At 58.8% G+C, this 17,438-nt stretch carries 17 protein-coding genes; 14 read left to right on the forward strand and 3 right to left on the reverse strand.

Translation table 11 applies throughout. The features are described from left to right. Positions 1–357, forward strand: a complete 357-nt coding sequence (locus OQH67_RS03355; protein ID WP_215435672.1) for a hypothetical protein — start codon at positions 1–3, stop codon at positions 355–357. A gap of 514 nt (positions 358–871) precedes the next feature. On the opposite strand, the gene OQH67_RS03360 is transcribed toward OQH67_RS03355, so the two are convergent. Then, positions 872–1,201, reverse strand: coding sequence for a hypothetical protein (locus OQH67_RS03360; RefSeq protein WP_215435671.1), 330 nt, complete (start codon positions 1,199–1,201; stop codon positions 872–874). Positions 1,202–1,326: 125 nt separating this feature from the next. Here OQH67_RS03360 and OQH67_RS03365 point away from each other — a divergent pair, with 125 nt between their 5' ends. The 11 genes from OQH67_RS03365 (at position 1,327) to OQH67_RS03415 (ending at position 14,093) form a co-directional block, all read left to right on the forward strand. Then, the gene (locus tag OQH67_RS03365) at positions 1,327–2,385 is read left to right on the forward strand and encodes a ribonuclease D (protein ID WP_215435670.1); all 1,059 of its coding nucleotides are present in this window, start codon (positions 1,327–1,329) and stop codon (positions 2,383–2,385) included. A 203-nt stretch (positions 2,386–2,588) separates the two neighbouring features. Then, on the forward strand, positions 2,589–3,095 hold the full coding sequence (locus tag OQH67_RS03370) for a hypothetical protein (protein WP_265145636.1): 507 nt from the start codon (positions 2,589–2,591) through the stop codon (positions 3,093–3,095). Positions 3,096–3,097: 2 nt separating this feature from the next. Beyond that, entirely contained in the window at positions 3,098–3,895 is a 798-nt protein-coding gene (locus OQH67_RS03375; protein WP_265145637.1) for a carbohydrate porin, read from the forward strand. Positions 3,896–3,964: 69 nt separating this feature from the next. Continuing rightward, complete coding sequence (locus OQH67_RS03380; protein ID WP_215435668.1) at positions 3,965–4,321, forward strand: hypothetical protein; 357 nt, start codon at positions 3,965–3,967, stop codon at positions 4,319–4,321. Positions 4,322–4,439: 118 nt separating this feature from the next. Further along, a complete protein-coding gene (locus OQH67_RS03385) occupies positions 4,440–5,159 on the forward strand; it encodes a zinc ribbon domain-containing protein (RefSeq protein WP_215458883.1) in 720 nt (239 codons plus the stop codon). A gap of 30 nt (positions 5,160–5,189) precedes the next feature. Then, complete coding sequence (lpxK, locus tag OQH67_RS03390; RefSeq protein ID WP_215435666.1) at positions 5,190–6,395, forward strand: tetraacyldisaccharide 4'-kinase; 1,206 nt, start codon at positions 5,190–5,192, stop codon at positions 6,393–6,395. 107 nt (positions 6,396–6,502) lie between these two features. Beyond that, positions 6,503–10,930, forward strand: a complete 4,428-nt coding sequence (locus OQH67_RS03395; protein WP_215435665.1) for a M16 family metallopeptidase — start codon at positions 6,503–6,505, stop codon at positions 10,928–10,930. 129 nt (positions 10,931–11,059) lie between these two features. Beyond that, on the forward strand, positions 11,060–11,593 hold the full coding sequence (locus OQH67_RS03400; protein WP_215435664.1) for a hypothetical protein: 534 nt from the start codon (positions 11,060–11,062) through the stop codon (positions 11,591–11,593). 33 nt (positions 11,594–11,626) lie between these two features. Next, complete coding sequence (locus tag OQH67_RS03405) at positions 11,627–13,126, forward strand: flotillin family protein (RefSeq protein WP_215435663.1); 1,500 nt, start codon at positions 11,627–11,629, stop codon at positions 13,124–13,126. 7 nt (positions 13,127–13,133) lie between these two features. Next, positions 13,134–13,736 carry a DUF4126 domain-containing protein gene (locus OQH67_RS03410; protein WP_215435662.1) on the forward strand — a complete coding sequence of 201 codons (603 nt, stop codon included), beginning with the start codon at positions 13,134–13,136 and terminating at the stop codon, positions 13,734–13,736. A gap of 207 nt (positions 13,737–13,943) precedes the next feature. Further along, a complete protein-coding gene (locus OQH67_RS03415; protein ID WP_082770100.1) occupies positions 13,944–14,093 on the forward strand; it encodes an entericidin in 150 nt (49 codons plus the stop codon). 159 nt (positions 14,094–14,252) lie between these two features. Here OQH67_RS03415 and OQH67_RS03420 read toward each other — a convergent pair whose 3' ends face one another. Then, entirely contained in the window at positions 14,253–14,399 is a 147-nt protein-coding gene (locus tag OQH67_RS03420) for an entericidin (protein WP_231863900.1), read from the reverse strand. Positions 14,400–14,602: 203 nt separating this feature from the next. Between OQH67_RS03420 and OQH67_RS03425 the strand changes: the two genes are divergently transcribed. Next, positions 14,603–15,484 carry a diaminopimelate dehydrogenase gene (locus tag OQH67_RS03425; protein WP_215435661.1) on the forward strand — a complete coding sequence of 294 codons (882 nt, stop codon included), beginning with the start codon at positions 14,603–14,605 and terminating at the stop codon, positions 15,482–15,484. 266 nt (positions 15,485–15,750) lie between these two features. Here OQH67_RS03425 and OQH67_RS03430 read toward each other — a convergent pair whose 3' ends face one another. After that, the gene (locus OQH67_RS03430; RefSeq protein ID WP_215435660.1) at positions 15,751–16,503 is read right to left on the reverse strand and encodes a L,D-transpeptidase family protein; all 753 of its coding nucleotides are present in this window, start codon (positions 16,501–16,503) and stop codon (positions 15,751–15,753) included. A 229-nt stretch (positions 16,504–16,732) separates the two neighbouring features. Here OQH67_RS03430 and OQH67_RS03435 point away from each other — a divergent pair, with 229 nt between their 5' ends. Continuing rightward, complete coding sequence (locus tag OQH67_RS03435; protein WP_215435659.1) at positions 16,733–17,302, forward strand: YdeI/OmpD-associated family protein; 570 nt, start codon at positions 16,733–16,735, stop codon at positions 17,300–17,302. The last annotated feature ends 136 nt before the right edge of the window (positions 17,303–17,438 follow it).

Genomic DNA, 17,438 nt, shown 5'->3' on the forward strand with positions numbered 1-17,438 from the left:
GTGTTTCCGGACAGAACCGGAGAACCTTCTGCAAAAGATTTATCAAGAAATATTGATAAAATTCCAGTGCAGCAGATAAGAAAAGCAATGTTTTTCATGGTTATTAGTTTATCCTTATGCAAGGCTCAGGCAAAAGTGCGCGCCATATACACCCGGCTTTCACAGCTGTCAATAAGAACGGCGATGCTCCGCCCATGCAGGAAACGACATGCCCCGGAACCCGGGCGCATCACGGAAGCTTTTTCATTTTTCAATGAAGTCGTCATCGGCGGGGCAATGAATACCGGATTTGCAATCCGGAAAGTCCTGGCGGCAGAAACAATCCGGCTTTCCTCCGGCTTGATTCAGTACCCATAATCCGGAAAACCAGCCCATCCGCTTCCATTCTCCGCCCGGCTCAACCCGCTATCTCTAAACGTCTCCCGCTCCTAATAAAACTCCGAACGGCGGAAAAGAAAGGAGAATTCCTCTCCGGGCTGCTGCGGGCGTCATTGATCCGGGAAAACCGGGAAACTGCTGTTCCCGGTAGAGAGAACATCTGGATAAACGGGTGTAAATTTGACCCAAACGCTTTTTCCTCAAAATTACAGGTTGACCCCGGATTGCAAATCCGCGGTAGAAGCCAAAGCCTTCATTATTATTTATCGACCGTTCCCATTGGCAGTAAAAACTCCGCGTGAAGATGGAGGCTGGTGAAAAAAGGCTCTTCCGCAAACCTTTTTCCCAAAAAATCATATCAAGAAATAGGGAATCCCTCTCTCCACTTCCCTGGAACCAAATGAAAAAACAACAGTCGGGAAAAACCGCCGGACAGAAGGCATGAACGTGCAAAAAGCGGAGATTCCCGGACTTGTGCAGCGGAAAAGGAACCTCAGGCCATCATGTTCAGGTTCGGGTCCTTCCAGAGGGGATCATACCCCTTGGCGTAATTGAACACGTGCTTGTGCATGTACTCGAAGTATTGCTCCTTCTGTACCGGAGTAAGCTTTTCCCAGATGGCCACGTTCAGGGCGCGGCACACCTTCTGCATCATTTTCAGCGTCAGCTGCCGCCCCTGGCGGGCCTTCTGGACCTGCTTGTGGGTGAGCTGCTCCGTAGAAATGGCGACCAGATCATGGTTGGTCAGATTCCAGCGTTTCATCAGTTCTTCCAGGGGCTGTTCCCCGTGGTTGCGTTCGGCGCCTGGTGCTTCCTCTTCCATACGCCTTTCTTCGTGCCTTATTTTCGGGAAATAGGCAACACATCATTGTCCCATCGTCACTTTTTTTGCATTTCCAGTTGCCCCCAGTCCGGATACATGGTTCAATTCCGCCCGGTTACAACAAAATGATCAGCGAGAAAGAGGAACTACTGGAATGGCGCAAACGCGCTGCCGCACAGCCAAAAGGGCGGGTTGTCCTGGATCTGGAAGCCGACAGCCTGCACCGCTATCAGGAAAAAATCTGCCTGATCCAGTATGCCGATGAAACGGGCTCCTGCCTGATCGACCCCCTCGCTATCGAAGACATGAGCCCGTTTTACAACTGGTTGCGGGATACGGAAGTATGGATGCACGGCGCCGATTATGACATGTGCCTGTTCCAGCGCGCCTGGGAAACGCTGCCCGCCATGATCTGGGACACCCAGACGGCGGCGCGCCTGCTGGGATTCCGCCAGTTCGGGTTGGCCGCCCTGGTGGAACATTTCCACGGCGTCACGCTGAGCAAGTCCTCCCAGAAGGCGGATTGGGCCCGGCGCCCCCTTTCCCCCACGATGGTTACCTACGCCCTGAATGACGTCAATTACATGCTGGACATGGCGGACAAGCTGATGACCGCCCTCCGGGAAAAAGGCCGCGTGGGCTGGTTTGAGGAGATTTGCCGCCATTCCATGGAACGCGCGCGGGAACGCTACCTGACCGGTCATCCGGACCCCTGGCGCATCCAGGGCAGCGGCAAGCTGAACAGGAAAGGGCTGGCCGCCCTCCGGGAATTGTGGGCCTGGCGGGATTCCGAAGCCAAAAGCTGGGACAGGCCCTCCTTCATGGTCTGTTCCAATGCGGACCTGATCCAGTGGAGCGTGGCCCTTCAGGAACAAAGGCCCGTTTCCCCCTCCCCCCGCTTCCACGCCCACAGGCGCAACCGGTTCACGGACGCCGTGCAGAAATTCTACCTGCTGGATGAAGACGATTATCCGTGCCGTCCCCACATCCAGCGCCGCCAGCATTCCGAGCAGTTTGAAGCCAACCTGGCCCGCCTCTGCAAGATAAGGGATGAAAAGGCGGAAGAACTGGACATTGAAGGCTCCTTCCTGATTACCCGCGCCTCCCTGGAAGCCATCGCCGAAGACAAGGAAAAAGGCATGGCCACGCTGCTGAACTGGCAGAAGGAAGCCCTCGGCCTCTGACGGAGCATCCGCGCGCGTTTCGCCGTGTTTTTTTCTTCCGCGCCCGGAGCTGGAACACCTTGTTTACGGAAGAAATCTCTCCCTGTGTCATGACTCAAACGGCGGGATTTGTTTCTTTTCCGCCGGAGGGGATTTCCCGTAGGATGTGCAGGCTCCGTTCACACCGCCGCTCTCTTTCCTCACAGGAAACTCTATCAACAGCCATGCACCGAACACTCATCATTCTCAGCCTTTCGGGCGCTCTTGCCGCCCAGGGGAGACAGGCCGGCACGGACATGCTCCAATCTTCCGGACCGGAACCCCAGGGGCAGCTTCTGGCGGACATCAACCTGCTGGGCGCGGATTACGGGGACGAAACCGCTCCCATCCCCAACGACGCCCTCACGCGCACCCTGGGCGGCCTGCACACCCGCGCCTACAAGGCGGGGCTGGAATTCCTGGTGGAAAACGCCTTTTCCTACAATTCCATCCACAACCCGGCGCCCGGCAAGCCCGGCACCCAGCTCTGGTACCTGCTGCACGCCCATGCCAACTACCGCCTCATCAAGTCCCCGCGGCAGGAGGATACCTGGCTGAAACTGGAGCTTTCAGGCTCCGCCGCCCTGAACGGCCGCACCTGGAGGGGCGGCAACATGAACGACGCCATCGGCCTGACGGGAGACACCCATACGGATATTTTCGGGGAAAGAATCTTTTTCTGCCGGAAATAGCGTTGCTCCAATCTTTCAACCGGGGAAAAAGCGTCCTGGTGGCCGGAGTGGTGAACCAGACGAATTATTTCGATACCAACAGCTACGCCAATTCCTCATTCGGGCAGTTCTGCGCGTCGCCCTTCGTCAACAACCAGACTATCCCGATGGCGGACTCCAACCTGGGGCTGGTCCTCCAGCACCAGTTCCACGACCAGTGGTACGCCATGCTGGGTGGCAGCTTCACCAGCTGCCCCCAAAACGCGTCTCCCTTGAAACGAACGGACGGCAAGAATTTCAACCTGCTGGCGGAACTCGGATGGGTGCATGATTCCGGAGCCGTCAAGCTGACCCCCTTTGTCGCTCGGATCAATGAATTGCCGGAAGATGAGGAACAGAAGAACCTGCATACCGTGGCCGGAATAGCTATCAACGCGGAACAACAACTGGGTTCCAGCCCCTGGAAAGTTTTCTGCCGCGCGGGCTGGAGCGACTCCACGCGGGACAACGCCTGCGGCGCGGCCGTCCAGTGGTCCGGCGGCTTCGTATGCAGCCAGCCCCTCCAGCATCTGGGAATTTGTCCGGAAGGGGAAGCCAACCAGTTCGGCATGGCGCTGGCGGTCACCCGCCCGGACGACGGGAGCATGGCGGAAGGCCGGCCCAGGAATAAAAAGGAAGTGGTGATGGAGTGCCATTACAACATTTCCGTCACTCCCTGGTTCCTGATCCAGCCCTCCTTGCTGTGGATTTCCAACCCGGCTGGCAGGAACGACACCGGCAATGCCAGCGTCTTCCGCGTGCAGACCATCCTGACGTTCTAAGATTTTTTCACTTTTTCCGTTGAGCGGAAGCCGCTCCTCCCTATGCTGGAGAGCAGCCTCCTCTTTTTCATGCCTCCCCGCAGCCATTCCTTCATTCTCTTTCTGGCGGTTGTCCTGCTGATACCCGCCTTCTGTCTTCTTACCTCATGGCAGCGCCGCCAGAAGGAGGATAAAATCGCCGGGCAGTTCGCGGAACTGGCCGCTTCCCGTCCCCGGCGGGGCAGCACGCCGGAGCAGCAGAGGGCTCTTCTGGAAGCACTCGGCCGCCTGCATCCGGGCACGGCTTCCCTTCGCAGCGCTCCGTGCATCAGTATTCCTCTCTGTTCTCCGGAAAACGGTCCCTGCCGCCCTCTTCCGGAGGTCTTCCGCCTTTTTCCGGACGGCCGCTTTCTGATTGTTCCGCAGGAACCGGGCGAAAGTCCGTGATTTCCATGGGAACGGCGGCCATCCGCGCCTTTCCGGACGGCGCGAACGTTCAAATCCGGAGGCATGTATGCCCGGCCTCCCGGCATCCGTGAAAAAATCTTTTCCGCTCCCGCCACGCATGGTAGGCTGGCAGGCGATGAATCATGCCGACTTAGACCAGCTGCTGATCCTGCAGGAAAAGGATGCGCGCATTGCCAGGCTCCGCAAGGAACTGGCCGCCCTGCCGGAACAAAGAACGCGCCTTCTCCGGCAAATGGAGGCCATCAAGCAGAAGGCCCTGGACGCCAAGAAGGAGGTTGCCGGCCTTGAAAAGGATATACGGGACGTGGAGGGAACGATTGAAAACAAGCGTTCCTACATCGGCAAGATGAAGACCCTCCAGTCCAATACCCGCAAGAATGAGGAATACCAGAAGTGCATTCAGGAGGTGGAAAAGACGGAAGCGGCCATTGACGAACTGGAAAACGCGGAACTGGAACTGATGGAGCGCCTGGAAACGGCCAAAGAGAGCCTGGCGCAAAAAATCCTCAAGGTGCAGGATTCCCAGAAGGAAATGGAAGAGATTCTGGCGCGCTTCGACCGGACCGCGGAAACGGACAAGCAGCTTCTGGACAATCTGACCGCCGAACGCGCGGACCTGGCCGCCGCCATTCCCGAAGATTCCCTGGGAGAATATGAGCGGATGACCAAAAGCAAGGGCGTCCCGGTCATCGTCCCCATGGATGAAAAAGGCCACTGCGGCGGATGCCACATGGTCGTTACGGACAACGCCCGCATGAAAGTGCTCGGCGGCCATGAAACCGTTTACTGCGACAACTGCCACCGCATCCTTCACTGACGGACTCCGCGCACACGCCGCCGGCATATCATGAAATCCAGATCGGAAGAGTTTGAAGAGTGGGGGACGGAAGTTATTTTCGGCCGCGCCAGGGGATTCCGCGCCACGATGATGCGCCTGGTGCTGAGAGGCGCCTCCTGGCTGTTCAAGCTGGTGGTGCTGATGCGCCTGTACCTGTTCCATTCCAGCATTGCCAGGCAGGCCAGGCTGGGAACGCTCGTCGTCAGCGTAGGCAACATTACCGTGGGCGGCACGGGAAAAACGCCCGTGGTGGAACTGTTGGCGCGCACGCTCACGGAACGCGGCCGCAAGGTGGCCATTCTTACCCGCGGCTACAAGAGCGCGGAACTGGACGAAGCCCAGGAATGGAAGGACAAGGACGGAAGGCAGGTGGAAAACCTGCCTAAAATCGCCAGCGACGGCCGCACCCGCTTTCTCAGCCCCCTGTATTCTGGGGACGAACCGTTCATGCTGGCCAAGAATCTGGACGGCGTAGCGGTGCTGGTAGACAAGAACCGCATCAAGTCCGGCATTTTCGCCATCGAACATCTGGGTTGCGACACCCTCCTGCTGGACGACGGGATGCAGTACCTGAAACTGGCCCACGAACTGGACATCGTGCTGGTGGACTGCGGCGCCCCCTTCGGCACCGGGGCCATGCTGCCGCGCGGCACCATGCGGGAGCCCAAAAGCAGCCTGGCGCGCGCCAGCTACATCGTGCTGACCAAATGCGGCGGCAAGCCGCAGGACGAGCTGATTGCCAAAATCCGGCGCTATAACCCCGTGGCGGAAATCATCGTCAGCGACCACGGCCCCAAGTACCTGGAAAACGTCTTCACCGGGGAACGCCTGCCGCTGGAAGTGCTCAAGGGGAAATGGGTGGCCTGCCTCAGCGGCATCGCCCGGCCGGAAAGCTTTGAGGATTCCCTGCGCTCCCTGGGCGCCAATGTGGAAATCTGCCGCAGATTTCCGGACCACCACTGGTTTGAACAGTCGGAACTGGAAGAATTCTACGACCGGTGCGCGGACCGCGCCATGGATATGATCGTGACCACGGAAAAAGATGCCGTGCGGCTGGAAAAGCCGGAGGAAGACCCGGAAGTCCCCATCTACTTCCTCCGCATCGAAGTAGAGATCTATCAGGGACAGGAAGCCTGGAACCGCTGCGTGGACCGCATCTGCGGCATTTCCGAACCCCGGCCGCGGGACGAATGGACTCCCTCTTCTTCCTTTTGAAAAGACTTTCGTTTTCCCGGCAGACCGGAAATTTCACCTCCTTCATGCAGGAAAGCCCGCTTGACTTGCCCGGAAAACCATGTGAAACATGACAACAACATTCTCCCATGAAGGCATTCACCATTACTTCCATTCTGGCCGCGGCATGCGTCCTAGCGGCGGCTTCCCCGGCCGCAGAATCCCAGGCACTGGCCAAGGCTCCAGCCCAGGCGGCAGCCGGCATTCCTAAGCAGGACCCGCAATTGATCAAGGGGCAGCTCCCCAACGGGCTCACCTATTTCATCCGCCCGAATGCGGAACCCAAGGGGCGTTTCAGCATACGCCTGCGCGTCAATACCGGCTCCTTGAATGAAACGGATGATATCCAGGGCATTTCCCACTTCCTGGAACACATGGTGTTCAACGGCAGCAAGCACTTCAAGCGCGGAGAAATGATCCCCGCCATGCAGAAGGAAGGCCTGGGGCTGGGCGGTGACGCCAACGCCTACACCTCGTTTGACGAAACCGTGTACACGATGGACGTTCCCAGCATGAAGGAATCCACCGTGAACCTGGCCTTCACCATCATGCGCGACTTTGCGGACGGCGCCCTGCTGGAGGAAAGCGCCGTCAATGCGGAACGCGGCATCATCACCAGCGAATACAAGGCGCGCGACTCCGCCAGCTACCGGGTCATGAAGGAGGTATTCTCCATCATGCTGGACGGCACGAAGATTCCCCACCGCTACCCCATCGGCACGCTGGAAGTGATTCAGAACGCCCCGCGGGAAAAGTTCGTGAACTATTATCAGACCCATTACGTTCCCAGCCAGATGCAGCTTGTCATCGCCGGGGACATCACCCCGGAACAGGGAAAGGAATGGGTGGAAAAATACTTCGGCTCCATGAAGAAGGACGATTATTCCTTCAAGGCCGACCGGGGAACCCTCAAGACGGCAGCGGAGGCCACCAGCCACTGGATCACCAACAAGGAGGCCACCGCCACGGAAATCAGCATCAACCTCGTGCGGCCCTATGAAAAGAAGCCGGATACCATCGCCAACCGCACCAGGGACATTCCGCTGAACATGGCTTACGCCATGCTGAACCGCCGCCTGGAAAAGATGGCGAAAAACACGGACTGCCCCTTCATTTCCGCGGAGGCTGGCCGCATGGAACTGCTGGAAACAGCGGAGGTGGACGCCATCCAGGCCCGGGCGGACTACAAGAACTGGAAGACGGCCCTGACCACCATGGAGCAGGAACTGCGCCGCGCCGTGGAATTCGGCTTCAACAAGGAGGAGCTGGCGGAAGCCCGCAGCAACAGCATTTCCGCCGCGGAAAACGCCATCAAATCCTGGCCTACGGCCAAGTCCGAGGACCTGGCTTCCGCCATCGCTCAGAGCGCGGCGCAAGACATGGTCTTCACGACGCCTGAGGAAGACTGGTCCATCTCCAGGGAAGTCATTGAAAACCTGACTCCGGAACAATGCCAAGCCGCCCTGGAAAAAGCCTGGAGCAACGCCCATCCCCGCGTAATCGTCACGTCGAACAAGGAAAACGCCCAGGGCTCCGCCGAGGCCATGAAGACCTACCGGGAAGCCCAGGCCGCCAAGGTGGAACCCTACAGGGTGGACGAGCAGAAGGCATTCTCCTACAAGTTCGGAGAACCCGGCAAGGTAACGGCCAGAAAAGAAGCCGCGGACCTGGGAGTCACGCAGCTTACCCTTTCCAACGGCGTGCGCGTCAACCTGAAGCCTACGGAATTCGACAAGGATTCCATCAACATCACCTTTGCCGTGGACGGCGGTGAGTTGAGCAGGCCGGAGAAAGCCGCCGGGCTGGAAATCTTTACGGGCGCCGTGATGAACGGCGGCGGCCTGACCAACCACTCCAATGACGACCTGGCCGCCGTCATGGCAGGCAAAAAAGTCGGCGTGGGCTTTTCCATGACGGACCGCTCCTTCGTGCTGACGGGCAACACCAACCGGAAAGACCTGGAAACCCAGCTCCAGCTTCAGACGGCCTACCTGATGTACCCCGGCTACCGCGAGGACGGCGTCGTCCAGCTCCGCCGCGCCATCCCCATGCTTTACAACAAGCTGGCTCACGAAGCGCAGGGAGCCATGAAGACGCAGGTCCCGGCCATCCTGTACAAGAACAATCCCCGCTTCACCTTCCCCGCGCAGAAACAGCTGGAATCCTACCAGATCAAGGAAGTACGGGACTGGGTGGACGCCCCCCTGAAGAACAACTACATGGAAGTGACCGTCACCGGTGATTTCAAGCCGGAGGACATCATCCCCATGCTGGAACGTACGGTAGGCGCCCTCCCCAAGCGAGCGGACGCTCCGGCGGCGCTGGACGAAAAACTGCGCCATCCGGCCATGGCGGACTTCAACTTCTCCAGGGATCTGGAGTACGACTCCTCCATTGACAAGACGCTGGTTTGCCTCTTCTGGAAAACGCCCGGCGGGGAAGACAAAAAGCTGGCCCGCAGGCTGAACATGCTCAAGGCCGTCTTTTACGACCGCGTCTTCAAGGGCATCCGTGAAGACATGGGAGAAACCTATTCCCCCTTCACCGGCATCAACATCAGCGAAACCTACCCGGACGACGGCTACATCTTCACCATCAGCTCCGGCGTCATGCGCAACAAGGACGCCGTCCGCAACGCCATTGCCAAAATCGCGACCGAACTCGGCAAGGGGAACATAACGCAGGAGGAACTGGACCGGGCGCGCAACCCCATCCTCAATTCCATGGAGCGCGCCCAGCGCGACAACGGCTACTGGACGGGCCTGCTGAAGGATTCCCAGGCCAAACCGGACCGCCTCGCCCAGCAGAGGGAAAGCATTCCGGACGTCAAGGCCATCACGGTGGATGAAGTGAACAAGCTTGCCAGGGACATCTTCGGCAAGGGGGACCACCTCAACCTGAACATTCTGCCGGATCATCCGGCTACGGAAGCTCCGCCTGCCGAAAAGCAGGCGGACAAATCCGAAAAAGCCCCGGCCGCCGTCTCCACGGCGGCTTTTTGCATTCACGCCACTGCCGCAAACGTCGCTAAAAAGGAGGCAAACGCCAGGAATGACTACGCCATCATTATCTCGGAGGAAACCGCGGCCATGCCGGAATGGAAAGACGTGGCGGACAAGCTGGCGGAAAGGCACGGCGGCGCCATCGTCACCGTGAAGGACTCCATGTTCGCCAAACTGGACACCCTCAAGAAAATGGCTCCCCGCTTTCTGGCCGTCGTCGCGCGCCCGGAGGAGATAGACAGAACCGTGGTCAATGACCTGCACCGCCTCACGCGCCGCCTGGACGACGACCCCTACGGGGACTGCATCTGGGGCATCGTCACGGGGTACGCGCCGGAAGACGCCATGCGCATAGCCTCCGCGGAATCCCCCCTTGTCATGACCCGCGCCATGGGCACTACCAACATCGACTCCGGACGGTTTAGCGAAAGCATGTGCATTCTGGACTGGCAGCCTTTCCAGTATGCGGAACAGCGCGGATACAAGGAAAAAGTGACGCCGTCCTTTTACACGCGCGGCCTGCGCGAACAGGAAAAGGGAGACCAGGATTCCCTGGGCGTGACGCCCAAGCTCACGCAATACTGGGAGAAAAACGCCCCCCAGTTCTTCGCCACCGCGTCCCATGCCACCCAGTTCAATCTGGAAATGCCCTTCGGCAAGGGAATCATCGTATCCGGGAACAACCAGTTTCATGTGCTGAACAAAAAGCAGTTCCAGGAATTCACCACCTTCCTACGCGGCGTGCTGTTCAACGGAAAGGAAGACGATCTGATGGCCTTTATTGAACGGAGCAAGGCTCCCGTGATCAAGCCCGGCCCGGGCCCCGCCGTCTGGCTGGCCGCGGGCAACTGCCTGGTGGGAGACGTGATGAAAACGAAAAACTCCATGGCCGTCACCGCCCTGAGCCGCTACGGCTTCAACCAGCTTGTGGGCTACACCGTTCCTTCCTGGTACGGCAAGGGCGGCTGGGGAACCCTGGGCATGCTTTTCAGCAACCATGACAATTCCAGCCTGGCGGAGGCCTGGTACCTGAACAACCAGTTCATTCTGGACGAAACCATGACCCGCTTTCCCAAGCTCATGGACGTGCACTTCAATTCTCCGGACATCAGCGGCATCAAGGACGACCCTGAATTTTCCAAGGGCATGGCCGCAGCCGGCTACGGCATGGGCAAGGACCAGATGGGGCTGATTCATGACCGGGATACGGTAGCCTTTTACGGAGACCCCGCCTGGGTCGCCCGCCTGGACGAATCCCACGCCAAGTCCCCCTGGCACATCAGCTGGAACGATCCGGAGGACGCCGCCAAGGGATTCACCGTCACGGCCAACAAGGACGCCAAGGGAAGGCTGGGTGTCTGGTTCCCCAACAGAATCAGCACCAAAACGGCCACCGTCACGGTGGGAGACGCCGCCACCCCCGTGGACAAGATGGGGCTGCTGACCAACGATTTTCTTCTGCTCCGGGAACTGGAACTCAAAAAAGGGGAAAAAGCCGTCGTGGAAATGAAATGACGGAATTTCCGGACATGCCGAAGCCCGGCGGAAAGAGCGCTTCCCTCCCGGCGGGAATCCCGCATGCCCGTCTTTTTCCATAGACAAGCGGGCCGCAAATATGGATACTCCCCTTAATCAATCCACCCTATGACTGATTACTCCATCTTTTTCATCATCGCCATTGCCGCGACAGGCATAGGCGCGCTGTTGTTTCTTTTGTCCCTCTTCGGTCTTGGAGAACATGACCTGGACTTTGACGCGGACTCCGGAGGCGCCGACGTAGGGCTGCTCTCCGTCAAATCCGGCATAGGCTTCTTCCTGGGCTTCGGCTGGGGCGGCGTGCTGGCCCAGGGTCTGGGCTGGGGCATGGCCGCCTCCATAGCCGCCGCCGCTTTCACGGGCATCCTGATGTTCCTGATCATCGGCCTGTCCATGCGTTTCATCATGAGCCTCAAGTCCGACGGAACCCTGAACTATGAAACGCTCAAGGGCATGACCGGCTCCGTGTACATCAGCATTCCCGGCGGCCGCCAGCGCGGCGGCCAGGTGACAATCGCCCACCCCAGCCAGCTTCTGTACCTCCCGGCTATTCAGGAGGGGGAGGAAACGCTTCCGGCCGGAACGCCGGTGGAGGTGGTTTCCGTCGCCGCCGGCGTAGTCACTGTAAAACCTCTTCATTAACAACCCCAAACATACCACCCATATTACAATACCATGGATAAGATAATCCCCATTGCCATTCTGGTTCTCTTCATCATCCTGACGGCCTCCTGGCTGTTCAGCCGCTACCGCATGTGTCCGCCGGACAAAATCCTCATCGTCTTCGGCAAGGTGGGCACGGGGCAGCCCGCCAAATGCTACCACGGCGGCTCCACCTTCGTGCTGCCGGTGCTCCAGTCGTACAGCTACCTGGACCTGAACCCGATCAACATTGACGTGCCCTTGCAGGGCGCCCTGTCCTCCCAGAACATCCGCGTGGACGTTCCCTCCTCCTTCATCGTGGGCATCTCCACCCTGCCGGAAATCATGCAGAATGCCGCCGCCCGCCTGCTGGGCCGCACCCGGGAGGAAATCCGCAACCTGGCCGCGGAAATCATCATGGGCCAGATGCGTGTGGTGATTGCCTCCATGACCATTGAGGAAATCAACTCCGACCGCGAAAAACTTATCAAGGGCATTACGGAAGGCGTGGACGTGGAACTGCACAAGGTGGGCCTCCACCTCATCAACGCCAACATCACGGATATTCAGGACGCCTCCGGCTACATCAACGCCCTGGGCAAGGAAGCCGCCGCACGCGCCATCAATGACGCCACCATCAAGGTGGCGGAAGAAACCCGCCGCGGTGAAATCGGCAAGGCGGAAGCGGAAAAGGACCAGACCGTCCAGGTGGCGAACGCCCGCGCCGTCGCCATCGAAGGGCAGAACGAGGCCCAGATCAAGATTGCGGAATCCGCCGCCAAGCTGCAAGTGAAGCAGGCGGAAGCCAAAAAACTGGCGGAAGTGGCCCAGAAGGTGCAGGAAGCCAAGACCCTGGAAGAAGCCTACCAGGCTGAAAAGGAAGCGGAATTGAAGCGTGCCGAACGTGAGCGCGCCACCCAGGAAGCCAACATCCTAGTATCCGCCCAAATCGAAAAGAGCCAGAGGGAAGTACAGGCCCAGGCCACTGCGGAAGTGCTCAAACTGGAACAGGAAGGCAAGGCCCAGGCCCTGCTCATCCAGCGCAAGGCGGAGGCGGAAGCCATCCGCCAGCTTGCAGAGGGCGAGGCCCAGGCCACCCTGCTCAAGAAAAAGGCGGAAGGGGAAGGCATGGAAATGGTGGGCCGCGGTGAAGCCGCCGCCATTGAAGCCGTGCTGGCCGGGAAGGCCAGCGGTTTCCGGCAGATTGTACAGGCAGCCGGTTCTTCCGACGCCGCCTCCAACCTCCTGGTGACGGAACAGCTCACCAGAATCGTGGAACTCCAGTCCGGAGCCGTCAAGGGCCTGAAATTCGACAAGGTCATCGTGATGGGCAACGGCGGAGACTCCTCCGTAGGCGGATTCGTCCAGAATCTGGTGAAAGACACGCTGCCCCTGCATGAACTGGGCAAAAGCGTAGGACTGGAACTGCCCTCCTTCCTGGGCAAATCCACGGACGGGAAAAAGGCTCCCGCCCCAGCCCCTGCCGCTACGGTTCAGGCCGGGGCCACGGAAACCACCGTCAAACTAAGCTGATTTTCAGATGAATATGGAAGCCGTCATGGGCGTTTTGCTCGGCATCGGGCTGGGAGCGGCCTGCGGCTTCCGTATCTTCGTGCCCCTGCTGGTGGCCTCCATCGCCATCCACGGGGGCTTTCTGACCGTTACTCCGGAATTCGCGTGGCTGGGCGGCACCCCCGCCCTCATCACGCTTTCCATAGCTACCCTGCTGGAAATAGCAGGATACTACCTTCCTGTCATTGACAATACGCTGGACGTGCTGGGAGCGCCCGCGGCCGTCATCGCGGGCACCATCCTGGCCGCCGGATTCATCGGTCACATGGACCCCATGCTCCAGTGGGGACTGGCCGCCATTGCGGGCGGAGGAGCGGCGGGCGTCATTCATGGCGGCATGGCGGCCATTCGTGCGGCGGCCTCCGCCACTACGGGAGGACTGGGAAATTCCGCGGTCTCCACGGCGGAAACGGTATCCGCCTCCCTTGTCTCCATCCTGGCCTGCGTGCTGCCCGTTCTAGCCGTCCTCCTGCTGGGAGCGGCCATTTACCTGCTGGTCAGGTTCGCCATCTCCCTGAAAAGGAAACTGGCACAGGCCGGCACTCCGGACAAAGTGGAAGTTCAGGACTGAAGCGAAGTGCCATGTTTCCCCCGGGAGGAGGGAAAAACCCTCTCAAACCATGAATGCCGTATCCCCGGAAAACCGGCATTCCGCCCGGCTTCAATACCGGGAGGGTGTTCCGGTTCCCTTCTGCCCCTTCCAACCATTCGACCCATTGACAAGGAAACGGAAGCGGGATAACATGCGGCCTTCAACATTTCATTCCATTCTACCGCCATGAACATCAAACTCATTCTTCTGACCGCCGCAACGGCTCTCGGCCTTGCCTCCTGCAACACCATCAGCGGCATCGGAAAGGACGTGGAATCCATGGGCAGCAAAATAGACAGCGCTTCCCAGGCCACAAGCCGCTCCATGCAGCAATAAAAAGCCGCCCGGCTTTCGGAACTCCACTCCGGAACACTTCCCGTTCCAGCGCACAACCCCTGGAATGCGATCCAGGCGGAAAGGCCCATCTTTTCCGCAAAAAGAGCCGCTTCTCCCTTTCCGGAGAAGCGGCTTCTGAATATTCAGCGGTTGGCCGTCCTACATGGCACGGCTTGTAGCCCGGGCGGCGGAATTGATATCGTTGCCGACGGATTCCACATCCCTGCCCACACCGCCGATCGTATGGCAGGAAACGCACCCAAGAAGGGTGGCGACGCCTAAAATAATTAATTTGGTTTTCATCATTTCATTGGAAGAGTTTCCGAGGATTCAGACTGCCTCCAGAGCTTTCCCGTTCAAATAACACACAATGATGCCGCACAGCTCCCCCTGTCATTCTCCGCTCTTGCCATACCCCGGAGACAAAGCTTAAATGACAGCCGTCACGGGAGGGAAACACTCCGGCAGATACCCTGCCCCCGGCTCCCTGAACCATACCATTTACCAAGATGATCAAAGTAGCCATCGTAGGATACGGCAACATCGGGAAGTACTCCGTGGACGCCTTGCGCGCCGCTCCCGATATGGAACTGGTCGGCATTGTGCGCCGCCCCGGCAGCGAACCCGTTCACGGCATCAGGACCGTGGCGGACATTGAGGAGCTGGGGCACGTGGAAGTCGCCCTGCTGTGCACCCCCACCCGCAGCGTGGAAGAAACGGCCCTGCCCCTGCTCGCCCGCGGCATCAACACGGTGGACAGCTTCGACATTCACGACAAGATCGTGGACCTGCGCCGCTCCCTAGGCGCCCAGGCCATCAAGCACAACTCCGTCGCGGTCATTTCCGCCGGATGGGATCCGGGCACCGATTCCGTGATGCGTTCCATGATGCTGGCCATGGCGCCCAAGGGCATCACGTACACCAACTTCGGCCCCGGCATGAGCATGGGCCACAGCGTGGTGGCGCGATCCAAGGAAGGCGTGGAAGACGCCCTTTCCCTCACCATCCCCACCGGCTCCGGCATCCACCGCCGCATGGTGTACGTAGTGCTGAAAGAGGGCGCGAAGTTTTCCGACGTCGAACTTGCCATCAAGTCCGATTCCTACTTCAGCCATGACGACACCCGCGTGCAGCAGGTGCCGGACATCGACGCGCTGAAGGACATGGGCCACGGCGTACTGATGGAGCGCAAGGGCGTTTCCGGAACCACGCAGAACCAGATGTTCAAATTTGAAATGCGCATCAACAATCCGGCCCTGACCGCCCAGGTCATGGTGGCCTCCGCACGCGCCAGCATGAAGCTGGGCGCCGGGTGCTACACATTGCCGGAAATCGCCCCCATGGATTTCCTGCCGGGCGACCGCGAAGAACTGATCGCGCAACTGGTTTAACGGATGGCGCGCCCTGCACGGAGAAGATTTCTCCGCGTGGACGGTCTTTCCATATGCCCCGGAATGGATTCCTGCCGTTCCGGGGCTTTTTTCCGCCCTTGTTCCTTCAAATGGCAACCCGGCAGAGCCATTCCGCCGTTATTCGCCATTCCATGCAGGAAGCGCCCGGGCAATGCTTGGCATGCACACCCTTAAAACAGCTTGTCCGCACCCGTCCGAAGAATCGCCTCATCCGCAATTCATGAATTCCCTGGCCCCTCATCAGGTCATGACCCGGAACACGGGACGTCACTGTCCAAAACCAGGCTGCCGTCCCGGAACACCACCGGAGCCGGGGCGTGGCGGGTTTCCGTCCACTTCCACGCGCGGGCCAGCAGGGACCAGAATGCCGCATGGGGAGAATCCTTCTCCTGTATCAGCCGCGCCGGAGTCGGCACAAAGGGGTATATCTGCACGGGCACGCTCTTCTGACCGGCCGCCATGGCTTGTTCCACCATCGTATAAAGTTCTTCAATGCCCGGATCCGTCATCGCCAGGCAGCCGATGGAAACGTCCCTGCCGTGCACCATGATCAGACTTCCCGTCCTGTTCAGGAAACGGTCGTAGGAATTGGGATAACCGATGTTGAAGGACAGATGGTAATTGCTGCGCGGATTCAATCCGGAGGGAACCACCTCATAAAATCCCTCCGGCGTCTGTCTGTCCCCTTCCTTCTGCTTGGGGCCGAGCCCTCCGGACCATGCGGCAATGGGGTAGCGTTTGACGAGTACGTAGCGCTCCCCTTTGTCCGGTTTTACCCAGAGTTCCAGCAGGGAATCCTCCTTCACGGCACGCAGAAACACGGGAGACCCCACCCTGGCTCCACAGGGACCCAGAAAGGAATTCAGGACGGGCGTTACCCGTTCGCGGGCGGCGGAAGCCCGGCTGTCTGTATCATTGGCACACGCCATCCTGGAAACCATAACCACACAAACTGCCAGAACCAGCCCCAGCCCGGTCAGCAGCACGTTTTTCTTCATGAAACACGTATAGCTTTCCCCTCTGTTTTTACAAGGAGAAAACAACTGATTCTTTTAATGTTGTAAAGACCATTCCAAAAAAAAGGCGCTCCCTTCCCCCCGATTGGCATTGACTTGTTCCATAGCCGGGCTTACACAGCCGGAATAGCCGCAACGGCCCTTCCCCGAGAAAACACACCGGAAACGTGTACGGCCTCAGAATGATTCTCCCCTCTTTACCTCATGCGATATGGACATTGACCAGTTGCTTCCCATCACTACGCGCGGAGAATTGAGAGCATGGCTGGAAAAATACCACCGCACCGCCTCATCCTGCTGGATTCCGATCACCCGCAAACCCTCTCCGCACGCCGTTCTTTACCTGGATGCCGTGGAGGAGGCCCTCTGCTTCGGCTGGATTGACAGCACGCGCAAAAAGACGCTGGATGGGCATTTGGCCCAGCGTCTTTCTCCGAGGGCCAAAGGAAGCAAGTGGTCGGAACTGAACAAGGAACGCGTCCGCCGCCTGCTCAGAATGGGATTGATGACGCCGCGGGGAATAGATTGTTTGCCGGACATGGACCCGGAAGCCTTCCAAATAGATTCCGAAATCCTGGACGCCCTGCTCCGGGAACCGGAAACATACGCCCACTTTCTGAACTTCCCGCGTCTGTACCGCCATGTGCGCATTGATACCATCCAGATCAAGAAAAACCAGCCGGACCTGTTTAAAAGCCGCCTGGAAAAGCTTCTGGAACATACCCGCGCCAACAGGATGTACGGGGAATGGCATGACGGAGGCAGACTGTTAGAAGAATAAAAAACGGAATAGTTTTTTAAGCTGTTTTTTCTCTGCAGAGTTTGTTTCGTTCATTAGGGGCTGTTAGGGTCCATAGGGGTTATAGGGGTTATAGGGACCATTCCGTCTATTAAGTCCACTCTGTCCATTAAGTCCA

Origin of the sequence: Akkermansia biwaensis (assembly GCF_026072915.1) — a bacterium.
Taxonomy (GTDB): domain Bacteria; phylum Verrucomicrobiota; class Verrucomicrobiia; order Verrucomicrobiales; family Akkermansiaceae; genus Akkermansia; species Akkermansia biwaensis.

Bases quoted from the DNA above. Each gene is read 5' to 3' on its own strand.
- OQH67_RS03360 (WP_215435671.1), bottom strand. From the start codon at position 1,201: ATGGAAGAGGAAGCACCAGGCGCCGAACGCAACCACGGGGAACAGCCC.
- OQH67_RS03365 (WP_215435670.1), top strand. From the start codon at position 1,327: ATGATCAGCGAGAAAGAGGAACTACTGGAATGGCGCAAACGCGCTGCC.
- OQH67_RS03370 (WP_265145636.1), top strand. From the start codon at position 2,589: ATGCACCGAACACTCATCATTCTCAGCCTTTCGGGCGCTCTTGCCGCC.
- OQH67_RS03380 (WP_215435668.1), top strand. From the start codon at position 3,965: ATGCCTCCCCGCAGCCATTCCTTCATTCTCTTTCTGGCGGTTGTCCTG.
- OQH67_RS03385 (WP_215458883.1), top strand. From the start codon at position 4,440: ATGGTAGGCTGGCAGGCGATGAATCATGCCGACTTAGACCAGCTGCTG.
- lpxK (WP_215435666.1), top strand. From the start codon at position 5,190: ATGAAATCCAGATCGGAAGAGTTTGAAGAGTGGGGGACGGAAGTTATT.
- OQH67_RS03395 (WP_215435665.1), top strand. From the start codon at position 6,503: ATGAAGGCATTCACCATTACTTCCATTCTGGCCGCGGCATGCGTCCTA.
- OQH67_RS03400 (WP_215435664.1), top strand. From the start codon at position 11,060: ATGACTGATTACTCCATCTTTTTCATCATCGCCATTGCCGCGACAGGC.
- OQH67_RS03405 (WP_215435663.1), top strand. From the start codon at position 11,627: ATGGATAAGATAATCCCCATTGCCATTCTGGTTCTCTTCATCATCCTG.
- OQH67_RS03410 (WP_215435662.1), top strand. From the start codon at position 13,134: ATGAATATGGAAGCCGTCATGGGCGTTTTGCTCGGCATCGGGCTGGGA.
- OQH67_RS03415 (WP_082770100.1), top strand. From the start codon at position 13,944: ATGAACATCAAACTCATTCTTCTGACCGCCGCAACGGCTCTCGGCCTT.
- OQH67_RS03420 (WP_231863900.1), bottom strand. From the start codon at position 14,399: ATGATGAAAACCAAATTAATTATTTTAGGCGTCGCCACCCTTCTTGGG.
- OQH67_RS03425 (WP_215435661.1), top strand. From the start codon at position 14,603: ATGATCAAAGTAGCCATCGTAGGATACGGCAACATCGGGAAGTACTCC.
- OQH67_RS03430 (WP_215435660.1), bottom strand. From the start codon at position 16,503: ATGAAGAAAAACGTGCTGCTGACCGGGCTGGGGCTGGTTCTGGCAGTT.
- OQH67_RS03435 (WP_215435659.1), top strand. From the start codon at position 16,733: ATGGACATTGACCAGTTGCTTCCCATCACTACGCGCGGAGAATTGAGA.